Here is a 13634-nt window from a genome sequence, read left to right as displayed (position 1 = left end):
TCATCAACGCGTAGCGTGAAAATGGCATGGGCGAGGTTTTTGAATCGCCCGCAGCCGATGGCTACGGGCGAGAGAAACACAGAGGCGGGCGGTTTTGCGGCTTATCGCCGGCCCGGGTCGTTAATCCTGGTCGGTAATGCGATCGTCAAGCCAGATCAGCATCAACGTGGAAAGAAAAGCAACAGCGACGGTACCAATAGCTAACAGCATAAGAAGAGCCTCAGGGGTTTTTATTATTTTTCTGCTTTGACCGATGAGCGATTATTTCTGTCTGTGATGGTGACTTTTGTTGCTGACTGGGATGTTGCGAGGGTGAAAAAATCGTCAGCATCAATATCGAAATTGAGGACGATTTCTTTGTACTTTCCACAATTCATTAACTCTTTTGCTTCTTTCATACTACTGGCTGTGATAGTAGGCATCAGTTTCATCTCGTTTAAAAACTGAGAAGCAAAATAAGAGCTTGTCGATACCAGATCAACTACTTTTTATGGTAAGGACAATCATGCATCAGATTGATGATTGCCGCTGCCAGTAGCCGATTGAAACATAATTTCTGTTTTACCTTTCCTGCCAGCGTTTCGTTTTGCCCATGGCGGCGAAAAATGCGCCGATCCTCGGCGGTGTAGGTTTAACCGCTTTGCAATTTCGTGGCTAAGAGCAAGCCGCCCGCGGCGGCGGCCCGCTGTAGATGTTTAAAAGGCGTAGCCCACGCTAAGGCTGCCGCTGTAGCCGTGGCTGTCGCCGCCGCTGGCGACATCAGCCTGGCCGCCAAGGTTCAGGCTCAGCGCACCGCGCGTGATGTTCAAACTGGCGCCGGCGTTGACCATGTCACGGCTATCGTAGGCCGCGTTCTGTACGACTTCATAGTGATAAACCTGGCCCTGAGTACGTACCGAAGGGCCGCTGAAACTGTGTTCATAGCCGATATTTATCGCCGGCGTGAAGCGCCAGCCGCCGCCGTTTTGCGAATGAAATGCGACGCTCACATTGGCAATACCGCTGGCGTTATTTTCACTGACGCGGTCGACGTTGAGCGCCAGCTCGCTGCCGCTCTCGTGGAAAGCGTCCATCCGCAGGTGGGTCAGGCGGGTCCCGATGGCGTACTCAACGCTGGCAAAATCGAGTGGACTCACGTAGCCGAGGCGCAGCGTGCCGCCAACCAGCTGGCCATGGGTATCGCCGGTGGCCGTACCCAGCCCGCTATTCAGCCGGCGCGTACTGCTATAATCGATCCAGCCTGCGTTAAGATCGGCGGCGGCAAATAAACCACGATTTAGATCCTCAAAAGCATAGCGACCGCCAAACCCCAGCAGAGTGGTGTTGGCATCCGCATCGGCGCTGGCGCTGCCCAGCGAGCCCCAGCTATATCCCAGAGTGCCGTAGCCGCTAAGCTGCGCGTTAAACCGCCAGGTATAGCCCAGCAGCGAGCCGGTGGTATGCTCATTACTGCTGGCGGCGCGGGCGGAACCATCGGTGCCAAGATAGCCGCTAAGCCCGGTCAGCCACAGCTTTCCTTCCCCGTCCCGCAGCTGACGGCTATCAATATTCGGCGTTAACGCCCTGTCTAATCGCGATCCGCTGCGCAGCAGGTAGCTGGCGGCGTCCGCGTAAATCTGCCCGCCGACCTGAGTCTCCACGCCGCCGAGGGTTCCGGCATCAATGGCCGATTGCAGATAATAGTTATAGTCGGTGTAGCGGCCCGATAGCCCGCTGTTTTGCAGGGCGTTAAGCAGCGCTGCGCCCTGCGCCGCATTCCCCCGCAGTTCGCTTTGTCCCGGCAGCTGGCCGTACTGCACCATTTTGCCGCGCAGGACGTAGAGCGTCTCCTGCGACAGCCCCAGGCCCTGCTTCAGATAGTTATCCACCGATCCGTACTCGCGGCTGATTTCATCCAGCCCGGCCTGAAGATAGCTGGCATCGACGCCCAGCAGCGGCTCGTAAATCGCCGCCATGGCGGGGGGCATCATCGCCAGGGTCGCTTCGACGCGCTGGCGGGTATAGTCGTTGGTGGCGAGGTAGTTTTCCATAATGGTCCCCTCATCGACGCCGGCAATGCTCAGCAGCATCGCGGCGGTCCAGCCGGTACGGTCCTTGCCCGCGGTACAATGGAACAGCGCTGCGCCATCGGCGCTGGCCAGATCGTTAAATAGTGTGGTAAACCGGGCGCGCATCCCGGCATCGCTGACGAAGGAGACGTTGGTCTGCTGCATCATCGCTTTGGCTTCAGCGGCGCTACTGAACGTTATTGAGGTGATGTTGCTGCCCGAAGCGGTGTTGCCGATGATATCAATATGCGTATACCTCGCCCCGTCGGGCATCACGTCCGGGCTGCTGGCGATTTCGCTGGCCGTGCGCAAATCATAAACATCGCTGATACCGAGCGTGCTCAGCGTCGCCTGGTCCGCGGAGGATAATGCCAGGGCATTAGAACGATAAAAAACGCCGGTGCGCAGGGTGCCGTCGTGGCTGGTGGTATAAACAGACGTCGTGCCAGCGATATCGCGGAAATTATCCATCGTAGCGAGTACGGGCGTATTTATCGGCGCAGCGTAGAGCACGCCGGAAACGGCGGCGGCGACCAGAGAGAGCGAAACGGGAATATAGCGAATCAAAATAAGCCTCGATAATTATTGGTTATAATTTACTGTTTATTAAGGCTTGGAAATATAAGAGGAGATTGTGACGGAATTATTTCCAGAACGATGTTTTTAAATAAATAGGGTGATAATAACGTCAGGATATCGATTAAATATAACTTTTGCGCGCGCTAAATACTGTTATTCATTCGCCATGTTTATGTTTAACATTCCGCTCGTCGCAGCAGAATGTTATTTTATATTATTGTCAGCGAGTCATTTTGCGCAGTAATACGCCTTAATCCGGGCGCTGCTTTTCGCTCATCAGCTGGCGACAGCGCTGCTGGTCCTGGTTGATACTTTTCTGTTCTTCCGGCGTCAACTGCTGCCAGGTGTCCAGCATCCGTTGGCCCAGAGCGGGCACGTAGTGGGTCTTATGCAGCGCATAATCCGAATTGCCGCCTTCAATCATATTTTCCATGTCGCGGAGAAACGCGCGGCTGTCCTGATGGTCAATAACGCAGAAGACGGAGCGGTAGTACGCGACGTCCTCTTCGGCGTAGCGGGGCGTGAACCACCAGATAAGTAGAGCGATAAGCGCCAAAAGCGGGGCAATAAAAGCGAGTTTCTTCAACATGAGTCATTCAAAAAGGCAAATTGAAGGATCAGTGTAGCCGTTGATGAAACAGGATGTAAGCGCCGTCGCGGGCCGGCAGCATAATTCCGGCCCGCAGCGGCGCCGGTCAGTAGCCGACCTTATAGATCCGTCCGCTCTGAACGCCTTCTACGCTGCGGCGGTAGGCCTGAGCCACGCTGGCGGCGGGGACGCTGGTAAAACCGGGGAAGAAACCGTCGTAGGCTGCCGCCGATTCCGTTAATACGGTGGGGCTAATCAGGTTAATACGTATTCCGCGCGGCAGTTCGCAGGCGGCGGCGCGAACGAATCCTTCCAGCCCGGCGTTGACGGTGGTGGCATTGACGCCCTGAGCGATAGGCTCATGGGCGACGATCCCGCTAATCAGCGTAATAGAACCGCCGTCGTTCAGATAATGCTGGCCGGTCAGCGCCAGGCGAATCTGCCCCAATAGTTTATCCTGTAGGCCCTGGTTGAAATCGCCGTCGGTCATGGTCGCCAGCGGACCAAAGAACAGATTACCGGTGGCGGAAACAATCGCGTCGACCCGACCGGTTTTCGCAAACAGGTTCTCTACGCTCTGCTGTGAGGTGATATCCACCTGATAGTCGCCCTGAGTGCGGCCGACGTGAATAACCTCATGACGCTGACTTAACTCTTGCGCAACCGCGCGGCCAACGGTACCGCTGGCGCCAATAACGATAATTTTCATAGCAGGTTCCTCTCTCGGGTGAGAGGCTATTTTTTAATAAAACAAATATCGGATAAACTGGCTAAAAGTTAAATAATTACTAACCAGAGGTTTGTAATATGGATAAGCTGCGGGCGATGGAGACCTTTGTTGCGGTCGTGGAGTGCGGAAGCTTTACCGGCGCCGCAGCGCGGCTCGAGATGTCGGCGGTGATGGTCGGGAAATATATCGCGCTGATCGAGCGGCAGCTTAATACCCGTCTTCTTGAGCGCAATACCCGCCGCCAGAGCCTGACCGACGCCGGGCGGGTCTATTTTGACGAGGCGAAACGCGTCCTGGAGCAGGTTTCAATCGCCGAAAGTTCAGTGGAGAGGCTACGGGTCGCGCCCGCGGGCACGCTGCGGATAAGCGCGCCGACGTCGTTTGGCGCCTGCGTGATTGCCCCGCTGACCGCCACGTTTCTGCAGGCCTGGCCCGACGTGCGCGTGGAGCTGGATCTGACCAACCGGATGGTCGATCTGGTGGATGAGGGCATCGATCTGGCGATCCGCATCGGCGAGATCCGCAATAACGATCTGGTAGCAAAGTATCTCGCGCCCTACCGGATGACGATCTGCGCCGCGCCCGGGTATTTAGCCCGCCACGGTACGCCGACAACGCCTGCGGACCTGGCCGATCATCTCTGTTTGTCGCATACGGTGTGGACCGCGCGCAATGAGTGGAAGCTGCCTGGCGCCGAGGAGGGCGTACGCTGGAAGCGCGACGCTGTTCTGCGCTGTAATGATGGCTATGCGCTGCGAACGGCGGCGATCGCCGGCGCCGGGCTGCTGCTGCAGCCGGAAGTGCTGCTGGCGGATGCGCTCGAGTGCGGCAAACTGGTGCGCGTGCTCGAGGCGTATACCCCGCAGCCGAGGCCGATTCACCTGCTCTGGCGGCAGGATCTGCGGCCGCTGCCGAAGCTGACGCGCTTTGTTGAGCATCTTCTGCAGGGGCAGGGCCAGAACGGGCAGACTACTTAATTCTCTGCCGGGCGGCGGGCCTGATGTGATGGGGGATCTTGTCGCCCGGCAAGGCGTTAGCCGCCGCCGGGCAATCTGCTTAGTCGCGCAGCGCGTGGCGCCAGTCGGCGATCAGATCCTGCGGATCCTCAATCCCTACCGACAGACGAATCAGCTGCGGAGTAATGCCATTGGCTAACCGCTGCTCCAGCGGGATCGACGCGTGGGTCATGCTAAACGGCTGGCTCACCAGGCTTTCCACGCCGCCAAGGCTCTCCGCGAGGGTAAACAGCTTCAGCTTACGAATGATCCGCTCGGCGTAGCCATCGTCGCCTTTGACCACCACGGAGATCATCCCGCCGGGAAGCGCCATCTGCCTGCGCGCCAGCTGATGATGCGGATGCGAGGCCAGCCACGGGAACCAGACCCTTTCGACCTGCGGCTGCTGCTCCAGCCACTCGGCAAGCAGCAGCGCATTGCTGCTGTGGCGCTCCATACGCAGCGCCAGGGTACGAATACCGCGCAGCGTCAGGAAGCTGCTGAACGGATCGAGGACGCCGCCGACCGCGTTTTGCAGGTAGCCCAGCTTTTCCGCCAGCGCGGCGTTGTCGCCGACTACCGCCAGCCCGGCGACCACATCGGAGTGGCCGTTAAGGTATTTGGTCGCCGAATGCACCACGATATCAAAGCCCAGCTCCAGTGGACGATGGATAGCCGGCGAGGCGAAGGTGTTATCGGTGACGCTGATAATATTGTGCCGCCGCGCAATGGCGGCGATGGCGCTGAGGTCGGCCAGCTTAAGCAGCGGGTTGGTCGGCGTTTCAACCCAGATCATGCGCGTGTCGGGCCGAATGGCCGCTTCGATGGCCGCCAGATCGTCGGGCTTCACCCAGCTCACCCGCAGGCCGGCGCTGCGGCGGCGAACGTTTTCAATCAGCCGGTATGTGCCGCCGTAGACATCGTCGACGGCGACCAGGTGACTGTCTTTATCCAGCAGCTCCAGCACGGTTGAGATGGCCGCCAGACCGGAAGCAAAGGCGTAGCCGCGCGTGCCGCTTTCCAGGTCGGCAATCGCCGTCTCCAGCGCGTGACGGGTCGGGTTGCCGCTGCGCGAATATTCGTACCCGGTATGCTGGCCCGGCGCGGGCTGAGCAAAGGTGGAGGTGGCATAAATAGGCGGCATCACCGCGCCGTGTTCATCGGTAAATGTGCCGCTATGTACGCTCAGGGTATGCAAATTTGTCATTGAGAAGTCCTTACTGTTCGAGTCGGTTACGCCAGGTGGTCAGCACATCGCTGCGGGTAATGAGGCCAAGAAAACGATCGTTGTCGGCGATAACGGCCACCAGGCCGCGATCGAAAATAGCCTTCAGCGCGCTTTCCGGCGCGTGCTTATCCAGAGTCTCCACGTTACGGGTCATCGCTTCCCTGACCGGCAGAGAAAAGCGCTGACTGTCGCCCTGGACGTGGCTAATCAGATCCCATTCGTCGACGATGCCGACGACGCGGCCGTTTTCCAGCACCGGCAGCTGCGAGATGTCGTAGAGGCGCATACGCGCGAGGATGGCCGCCAGGGTATCGTCCGGCGCGGCGGTGACGGTTGCCCCTTCGTCGTGGCGCAGGGCGATAAAATCGCTGAGGTCGCCGCGCGAAGGGCGGCTTAAAAAGCCCTGCTGGCGCATCCAGTCATCGTTAAACATCTTTGATAAATATTTATTGCCGCTGTCGCAGGCGAAGGTCACCACGCGTTTAGGGGATGTCTGCGCCCGGCAGTAGCGCAGGGCGGCGGTAAGCAATGTTCCGGTGGAGGAGCCTGCCAGAATGCCTTCAACCTGCAGCAGCTGGCGGGCGGTGGCGAAAGCTTCGCTATCGGTGACGCGGTATGCGCTGCGGACGCCTTCAAGATGGGCCAGCGGCGGAATAAAGTCTTCGCCGATCCCTTCAACCAGCCAGGAGCCGGTTTCGCCGTAGCGCCCGGTTTCGACCTGGTCCGCCAGAATGGAGCCCGCCGGATCGGCGAGGATAAATTCCGTTTCAGGGGAGTGCTCAGCAAACCAGGCCTGTAGCCCACCGAGCGTTCCGCCGGAGCCGACGCCGACGACGATCGCGTCAATATCGCCATCCAGCTGCCGGAAGATCTCCGGGGCGGTGGTGGTGGCATGCGCCAGCGGGTTAGCTTCGTTATTAAACTGGTCGATATAAAAGGCGCCAGGCGTTTCGTCGGCAAGACGCCGGGCGTAGTCCTGATAGTAGGCGGGATGGCCTTTGTTAACGTCCGAGCGGGTAAGCTGGACCTGCGCTCCCAGCGCGCGCAGATGGAAAATCTTCTCGCGGCTCATTTTGTCCGGCACCACCAGGATCAGGCGATAATTTTTCTGCGCGGCGATCAGCGCCAGCCCGAGGCCGGTATTGCCGGCGGTGGCTTCGATAATCGTGCCGCCGGGTTTTAATTTTCCTTCGCGCTCTGCCTGGGTAATCATGGATAGCGCGACGCGGTCTTTTATCGAGCCGCCGGGATTTTGATTTTCCAGTTTTAGAAACAGGCTGCAGGGGCCGGTATCCAGCTTATGAAGCTGCAGCAGGGGAGTATGACCAATCAGGTCGCTAACGGAATGAAAAACTGACATAACATTTTGCCCATTCGTATCGAGATGATTTGAATGGTAGGTCTGCAAAATTGGCATTTTAAAGAACTTTTGTCTGCCGCTAAGAGCAAAAAGGAATATAAGATGCTTTTTAGCCGTCCGGAGGGAAAGGTTGTTAGCCGCCTGGGCGTGTTGATTTCCAGAATAGCGCGCTTTTGCCCGGTTTTTCACCGAATTATCCGTTTTTACGCGCTGCTTTATCTCTATTTCAGAAATGGATTGCCGAAAATATTCGATGGATCTCTGGGGCTATTTTAGGTGTTGGTGAAACTATCAACGCCGCGTATACCGGCGCGGTAGCCAACGACAGAAATTCAGATGAAGGAAATTAAAGCTAATAAAGTTGGCCTGCTCGCTTCAATAAATCGTCTATATCAGGAACCTCTTTCCGGAAATATCCTGACCTGGGTGTCATTCAGCCGGGAAATTGTCTGGTACGATCCAGTTAACAGAACTGGAACATAATTTATACCTGAAAGACATATACATGTAATGATTCAGTCGTAACCAGTTACAAGGAAGCTACTATGAATAAAAACGACATGAGTCCTTTACCCACCAATACCCATGAGTGGTTTTTTAACCGTAACAGCATCATCATTTTGCTCGATATTGTTTTGTTTATCGTTCTCTACAACACGCTACCCTATGAGCCGAAGGTGGTCATGGGGCTGAGTATGCTCGCTTTTATCGCCGTATTATGGTTAACGGAAGCGCTGCACGTGACCGTTACGGCAATAATGGTTCCCGTCATGGCAGTGCTGCTGGGGGTATTTAATACCCAGTCGGCGCTAAACAGTTTCGCCAACTCAACGATATTCCTTTTCCTCGGCGGTTTTGCTCTGGCGGCGGCGATGCATGTGCAGGGACTGGATAAAGTCATTGCCGATAAGGTATTAGCGATGGCAAGGGGCAAAATGCGCCTCGCGGTCTTTATGCTATTTGGCGTGACGGCGCTGCTGTCAATGTGGATCAGTAATACGGCGACGGCCGCAATGATGATGCCGCTGGTATTGGGGATCCTGAGTAAAGTCGATGGCAAAAACCGCCATTCGACCTATGTGTTTGTGCTCCTCGGTATTGCCTATAGCGCCAGCATTGGCGGAATGGCGACCATCGTCGGCAGTCCACCGAATGCGATTGCCGCCGCCGAGGTGGGGCTCTCCTTCTTTGACTGGATGAAGTTCGGTTTCCCGGCAATGATCGTCTTACTGCCAGTCGCTATTGCGATTCTTTACCTCGTGTTCAGGCCGGAACTTAAGGGGACCTTCGAAACGAATAGTGAACAGGTCGATTGGGATAAAGGCAAAATAGTCACCCTGGCTATTTTTGGCCTTACCGTATTCTTCTGGATTTTCAGCGGACCCATTAACGATCTGCTGGGCGGTTTTAAATCCTTCGATACCATCGTGGCTTTAGGCGCCATTATATTAGTCAATTTCGCCCGGGTGGTTCACTGGAAGGATATAGAGAAAACGGCTGACTGGGGCGTGCTGTTATTATTCGGCGGTGGTATCTGCTTAAGTAATGTGTTGAAAGAGACGGGTACCAGTCTGTTCCTGGCAAACCAGATTAGCGGGATGGTGGCTCATATGGGGATATTTATCATCATCCTGGTGATTGCAGCATTCGTGGTGTTTTTAACCGAGTTTGCCAGTAATACGGCCAGCGCCGCTTTGCTTATTCCCGTATTTGCCTCAGTGGCAGAAGCGTTCGGCATGTCGCCTGTGATTCTGTCGGTATTGATTGCCATTGCGGCTTCATGCGCTTTTATGCTGCCCGTGGCGACGCCGCCAAACGCTATCGTTTTCGCCACCGGCCATATCAAGCAGCAGGAGATGATGCGTGCCGGCCTGTTTTTGAATGTCGCTTGTATCGTCGTTTTGACCGGATTTAGCATGTTGTTTTGGGTATAACTTCTGATAAGCGAGTTTCCACCCAATATCATGCAAATGAAGACTGTCGTGCGGCGAATAATCGAACGGAGTTCGATGGAGAGTCGGCCGCAGAAAAGCAAAAACCCAGCCATAGGCTGGGTTCTCTGAATAGTGGTGCCCGGACTCGGGAACATTCAGTTATCTAGTGAACTGTTTTTAATGATAGTTTTTGTCTCCACTATTTGTCAAGACCCACCTTTTGACCCGTATTTTCTCTTGAATATCATAACGCTGGGATGGATGTGTGAGAAATAGCCCGGTGGTTTCCTAGTGGTTCGATTCCGTCTGATGCTTGCATGTCGTAATGACACCTGCGTTACGATTGCTGTATGGTTAATATCCAGAGTACAGACTGGAAGGGTATATCATGCCGACGAATAACGTTTATCTGGAGCGTGAAGCGTTAAATTAGCTGGCGAGGTCAGTGCGCGCTTCCATACCCTTACCCGTTATCTGTGATAAAAATAATTTCAGGTGACTGATTACAAAATCCGGACAAGGAGGATAAATGGCAAGAATAGACCTTAATGTTCCGTTTGATGAGAAAGATGAGGCTAAACGTCTAGGTAGCCGTTGGGATTCTGAAAACAAAACCTGGTATATTCCTGATGGTATACATCCAGAACCCTTTGAAAAATGGATACCTTTCAGAAATGTTCGTGCACCATACTGGTACATTGCACAAACATTTGGTGCGTGCTGGAAATGTGGTGAGGAAACGTTACTGACGTCAATATTGCTGCCAGTGGGGCATGAAACTCTTGAAGCGGATGAAGATGATGTCAACGACGAGACAGCAAATTCAGAGACATTGCAGACATACTGGATGGTACACGAGAAACCCGCTTTCGTGTTTTATATTGATGACATGCCACGAGGGGTATTAACGCAACTCGGACAGGTTAAGCATTACTTGTCCAAAGATTACAGTAAAACGACGGACAGTCGTTACTGGATGAATCATTGTCAGCACTGTCATGCTAAACAGGGAGACTTTCCCCTGCATTGCGAACCCAATGGCTATTTCGGCCCTCTGGAGGTTCGATATGGGCAACGCATAGAATTGCGTACCATCAACACACCGTTTTCTGCAGCGTGCAATGGTATTTCGCATGACCATATTCACATTCATTTTGGTGATTCGGGCGTCTCTACGGCTGGTGAAATGTTTCCCTGGATGAAAATCGTAAGCTGACGTGCTAATGGCGGCTATTCTCCGTTCAGTTCTGAATTGATGCTTTTTAAGTGAGGTAAGGATGCTTGCTGATCACAACACCAGACAGGGAAAGAGCATTATCGGGCAGTTCTGTTTTTGTAATTCGTAATGACATCTGCGTTACATTTGCTGTATAGTTAATGTCCTGAAGATAAGACAGGAGGATAATCTCATGCCAGCGACGAACAACATTTCCCTCAAACGCGAAACATTAAATTTACGTATCAAACCTGCCGAGCGTGATCTTATCGACCGTGCAGCGAAAGCCAGAGGGAAAAACCGTACTGATTTTGTTCTGGAGGCCGCCCGCGCCGCCGCAGAGGATACGTTGATTGAACAGCGCATCATTATGGCTGATCCAGATGCTTATCAGGAATTCCTTGCCCGTTTGGATCAGGCTCCTGCGCCGAGTGCTGCGCTGCGTAAAACCATGCAAACGCCAGCGCCGTGGGAACTGAAAAAATGATTTCTGCGCCTGAGCCTCTTCATGCCGGGCATGTGCTATCCGCATTTTGCTGTGGCGTGGATACTATGGACAACTGGCTGAAACAGCGGGCGATGAAAAATCAGCTAACAGGCGCGTCCCGGACGTTCGTTTGCTGTGATGGTTCAAAAGTGCTGGCGTATTACTCGCTGGCCTCCAGCGCCGTGATGGTAAGTGCTGCGCCCGGGCGCTTTCGCCGTAATATGCCTGATCCGATCCCGGTAGTCGTCCTGGGTCGTCTGGCAGTAGATAAATCATTACATGGTCATGGAATCGGCAGGGGACTGGTGCGGGATGCCGGGTTACGGGTGATTCAGGTGGCGGAGACTATCGGCATTCGCGGGATGCTGGTTCATGCGCTGTCTGATGAAGCCCGGGAGTTCTACGTGCGGGTTGGGTTTGACTCTTCGCCAATTGATCCCATGATGCTGATGGTGACGCTGGGAGATCTAGCTGAGAGTCTGATTCCGACTTTAGATAATTAGCTTTTCGGGGACGAGGAAATGTCTGAGGCATCGGGATCGAGACTTCATTTTTCATCAAATGTGCGTATGGGTATGGGCTTCGTTTAATGTTGCATTAATACAAGAGATAGCGGCATGCCATGTCATTTACAAACGTTGCTTTGTTATGAGAACCTGTCAGGTATAACGATATGTTACCCAGTGTGCCATCAAACATTGACTAACTTCCCTCTTAAGGATTTTATCGAGTGCTGTTCGATATAGAGAAAATCAAAGAGCTGCTTCGTGAATTTCCCGGACTGACAGGTAAGCAGATAGCCAAAAAACTCGGGTACTCTGATAAATCTGCCCTGAATTCATTTCTGTACAATAATGCCGTAGGCCTCAAACAGGTTGACTGGAAATGGTATGTAGAAGATGAATACGTTCTGGTTCTGGATGCAGACTCCTGGATTGATGAAGATGTTTTCGAATCTAATTTATCAGCGGCAGGATGTCTGTTGGGCGCTTCAGCAAACCGGTGCAGAATATGCTTTCCGGAGAACTGCAGGATTTTATTGGCGGCTGGTGCGAGGGTGATTGCTCTGGCAAACCAGGCGGCCATTTCCGGGAAGATAATCGAACTGGATTTCAGTAAATGCCCTTCCACGAAAGACTTTTTGGACCGGCTAGGTTTTTTCGACCATTTGCATTCTGATGTGACTGTACAGCCAGAAAGGCCGACGGAATCAAGAGCAAAACGCTACCGGGGAAATAATGACAATCTGGTTGAGATAGCGTCCATTGACCTTGATAATTTTGATGATTCTATTCCGGTAAAGCTGACTAAACAATTTGTGCTCCATGCAGGCCAGGAATATTACATGGCGGTGTTTACAATTTTTTCTGAGCTCATTGGTAATGTAAGGGATCATAGCGAGACACCTATTCCTGGGTTTGCGGCATTGCAGTTATATAAAGGGAAGCGACGACATATCCAGACTGTAATTTCTGATAGCGGTTTAGGAATTGCAAAAACTCTGAAACGAAACCTCAGAACATATTATCCTGAAATTTCAAAGGAAATTGAGTCTTTAACCGAGGATTCTGATATGTTTTTGGTTACGCAAGCATTAAAAAATGGGGGATTAAGTCAGTTTGGCTCTGCGCCTGATGAGGCCGCTCGCGGTCTGGGATTGAAACGGTCACAGGAGCTGGCCGCCAGATATGATGCCGTTGTTCTTGTCCGGCAACCAAACTTCGAGTTGAGGATCACATATAAAGATGGTCAACTCACCGAAATTACCGGTAAAAGAGGACTGGCGTTGATTAAGGGCACTCAGGTTTGCTTTGATTTTTTCCTGGGCTATGATTAATATCATCTCCTTAAATTAACCATAAGAAGCAGGATTGTATGAAAGTCAAACTGCTGGAACTCACTGAAAACAATAACCACCCATTTGGAAATGTTGTGGGACGGGAAGTGTTTAAGCGGCTTCAAAATGTTGTTGACTCACACCCTGGCTGCAGGTCGTTTGAAATTTCTCTTGAAGGTATTGTTGCTACCGATTCCTCCTTTCCACGGGAAAGTGTCATTGCACTTGCAAAACAGCTTTGTGGAGAAAAGTACTTCTTTATCACGGATGTCAGTTCTGCAGATCTCATTGATAACTGGGACTATGCAGCAATAGCAAAGCAGCAGTCTTTGATTGTGATGCTTGATAAGGGAGTGCGTATCATTGGCCCTGAAGCGAAAAGCTCGACAAAGGCATTGCTCGATGTCGTGTTAAGCCGGGGGGGAGCCAGTACCGCCAATGTTGCTAAAGCCCTCAATATCTCTGTACAGAATGCGAGTACAAGGCTCAAAAAGCTTGTAAATGAAGGCCTTATTATGCGGTCAGAGGTATCATCACCCACAGGTGGTATTGAGTTTATCTACACGGGCCCCGGAACTTCTGATTAAACTGGTTGATTTAACCAGAGTGAGTGATGTATAGTCACTTGCGC

At 53.2% G+C, this 13634-nt stretch carries 14 protein-coding genes; 8 read left to right on the top strand and 6 right to left on the bottom strand.

What is annotated here, in order from left to right; genetic code table 11:
• Nucleotides 1-233 precede the first annotated feature (233 nt).
• The 4 genes from HMPREF1144_RS23005 to HMPREF1144_RS22990 form a co-directional block, all read right to left on the bottom strand.
• Nucleotides 234-422, bottom strand: coding sequence for a hypothetical protein (locus HMPREF1144_RS23005; RefSeq protein WP_032721611.1), 189 nt, complete (start codon nt 420-422; stop codon nt 234-236).
• 273 nt (nt 423-695) lie between these two features.
• Nucleotides 696-2615: a tyrosine-protein phosphatase gene (locus tag HMPREF1144_RS23000; protein WP_009654102.1), complete on the bottom strand. Its 1920-nt coding sequence runs from the start codon at nt 2613-2615 to the stop codon at nt 696-698.
• Nucleotides 2616-2877: 262 nt separating this feature from the next.
• Nucleotides 2878-3216, bottom strand: coding sequence for a hypothetical protein (locus HMPREF1144_RS22995; RefSeq protein WP_004854193.1), 339 nt, complete (start codon nt 3214-3216; stop codon nt 2878-2880).
• A 106-nt stretch (nt 3217-3322) separates the two neighbouring features.
• On the bottom strand, nt 3323-3925 hold the full coding sequence (locus HMPREF1144_RS22990; protein WP_004854191.1) for a short chain dehydrogenase: 603 nt from the start codon (nt 3923-3925) through the stop codon (nt 3323-3325).
• Between the two features lie 98 nt (nt 3926-4023).
• Between HMPREF1144_RS22990 and HMPREF1144_RS22985 the strand changes: the two genes are divergently transcribed.
• Nucleotides 4024-4923, top strand: coding sequence for a LysR family transcriptional regulator (locus HMPREF1144_RS22985; RefSeq protein ID WP_004854190.1), 900 nt, complete (start codon nt 4024-4026; stop codon nt 4921-4923).
• 79 nt (nt 4924-5002) lie between these two features.
• On the opposite strand, the gene HMPREF1144_RS22980 is transcribed toward HMPREF1144_RS22985, so the two are convergent.
• Together HMPREF1144_RS22980 and HMPREF1144_RS22975 are read right to left on the bottom strand one after the other, a co-directional pair.
• Complete coding sequence (locus HMPREF1144_RS22980) at nt 5003-6148, bottom strand: trans-sulfuration enzyme family protein (protein WP_004854188.1); 1146 nt, start codon at nt 6146-6148, stop codon at nt 5003-5005.
• A gap of 10 nt (nt 6149-6158) precedes the next feature.
• A complete protein-coding gene (locus HMPREF1144_RS22975) occupies nt 6159-7529 on the bottom strand; it encodes a pyridoxal-phosphate dependent enzyme (RefSeq protein ID WP_004854187.1) in 1371 nt (456 codons plus the stop codon).
• A 33-nt stretch (nt 7530-7562) separates the two neighbouring features.
• On the opposite strand from HMPREF1144_RS22975, the gene HMPREF1144_RS33090 reads away from it, so the two are divergent.
• The 7 genes from HMPREF1144_RS33090 (at nt 7563) to HMPREF1144_RS22945 (ending at nt 13590) form a co-directional block, all read left to right on the top strand.
• The gene (locus HMPREF1144_RS33090; protein ID WP_004854184.1) at nt 7563-7805 is read left to right on the top strand and encodes a hypothetical protein; all 243 of its coding nucleotides are present in this window, start codon (nt 7563-7565) and stop codon (nt 7803-7805) included.
• A 269-nt stretch (nt 7806-8074) separates the two neighbouring features.
• Entirely contained in the window at nt 8075-9463 is a 1389-nt protein-coding gene (locus HMPREF1144_RS22970; RefSeq protein ID WP_004854182.1) for an SLC13 family permease, read from the top strand.
• 529 nt (nt 9464-9992) lie between these two features.
• On the top strand, nt 9993-10679 hold the full coding sequence (locus HMPREF1144_RS22965) for a DUF5710 domain-containing protein (protein WP_009654096.1): 687 nt from the start codon (nt 9993-9995) through the stop codon (nt 10677-10679).
• Between the two features lie 193 nt (nt 10680-10872).
• Entirely contained in the window at nt 10873-11166 is a 294-nt protein-coding gene (locus HMPREF1144_RS22960; protein WP_009654115.1) for a DUF1778 domain-containing protein, read from the top strand.
• Nucleotides 11163-11669, top strand: a complete 507-nt coding sequence (locus HMPREF1144_RS22955; RefSeq protein WP_042928317.1) for a GNAT family N-acetyltransferase — start codon at nt 11163-11165, stop codon at nt 11667-11669. Before HMPREF1144_RS22960 ends, HMPREF1144_RS22955 begins: the two co-directional genes overlap by 4 nt.
• 227 nt (nt 11670-11896) lie before the next feature.
• Nucleotides 11897-13003 (top strand): hypothetical protein, encoded by a 1107-nt coding sequence (locus HMPREF1144_RS22950; RefSeq protein ID WP_009654098.1) that lies wholly within the window; start codon nt 11897-11899, stop codon nt 13001-13003.
• Between the two features lie 38 nt (nt 13004-13041).
• Nucleotides 13042-13590, top strand: coding sequence for a winged helix-turn-helix transcriptional regulator (locus HMPREF1144_RS22945; RefSeq protein ID WP_009654112.1), 549 nt, complete (start codon nt 13042-13044; stop codon nt 13588-13590).
• The last annotated feature ends 44 nt before the right edge of the window (nt 13591-13634 follow it).

It is taken from the genome of Klebsiella sp. OBRC7, from assembly GCF_000293135.1.
Lineage (GTDB): Bacteria > Pseudomonadota > Gammaproteobacteria > Enterobacterales > Enterobacteriaceae > Klebsiella > Klebsiella michiganensis.
The sequence above is the reverse complement of the archived record's forward strand: the minus strand, read 5'-3'. Positions and strand labels throughout refer to the sequence as shown.

Excerpts from the sequence above, each read along its gene's own strand:
- HMPREF1144_RS22955 (WP_042928317.1), top strand. The coding sequence starts at position 11,163 with ATGATTTCTGCGCCTGAGCCTCTTCATGCCGGGCATGTGCTATCCGCA.
- HMPREF1144_RS22960 (WP_009654115.1), top strand. The coding sequence starts at position 10,873 with ATGCCAGCGACGAACAACATTTCCCTCAAACGCGAAACATTAAATTTA.
- HMPREF1144_RS22995 (WP_004854193.1), bottom strand. The coding sequence starts at position 3,216 with ATGTTGAAGAAACTCGCTTTTATTGCCCCGCTTTTGGCGCTTATCGCT.
- HMPREF1144_RS33090 (WP_004854184.1), top strand. The coding sequence starts at position 7,563 with ATGGTAGGTCTGCAAAATTGGCATTTTAAAGAACTTTTGTCTGCCGCT.
- HMPREF1144_RS22965 (WP_009654096.1), top strand. The coding sequence starts at position 9,993 with ATGGCAAGAATAGACCTTAATGTTCCGTTTGATGAGAAAGATGAGGCT.
- HMPREF1144_RS22975 (WP_004854187.1), bottom strand. The coding sequence starts at position 7,529 with ATGTCAGTTTTTCATTCCGTTAGCGACCTGATTGGTCATACTCCCCTG.
- HMPREF1144_RS23005 (WP_032721611.1), bottom strand. The coding sequence starts at position 422 with ATGCCTACTATCACAGCCAGTAGTATGAAAGAAGCAAAAGAGTTAATG.
- HMPREF1144_RS22980 (WP_004854188.1), bottom strand. The coding sequence starts at position 6,148 with ATGACAAATTTGCATACCCTGAGCGTACATAGCGGCACATTTACCGAT.
- HMPREF1144_RS22970 (WP_004854182.1), top strand. The coding sequence starts at position 8,075 with ATGAATAAAAACGACATGAGTCCTTTACCCACCAATACCCATGAGTGG.
- HMPREF1144_RS22990 (WP_004854191.1), bottom strand. The coding sequence starts at position 3,925 with ATGAAAATTATCGTTATTGGCGCCAGCGGTACCGTTGGCCGCGCGGTT.
- HMPREF1144_RS22985 (WP_004854190.1), top strand. The coding sequence starts at position 4,024 with ATGGATAAGCTGCGGGCGATGGAGACCTTTGTTGCGGTCGTGGAGTGC.
- HMPREF1144_RS22945 (WP_009654112.1), top strand. The coding sequence starts at position 13,042 with ATGAAAGTCAAACTGCTGGAACTCACTGAAAACAATAACCACCCATTT.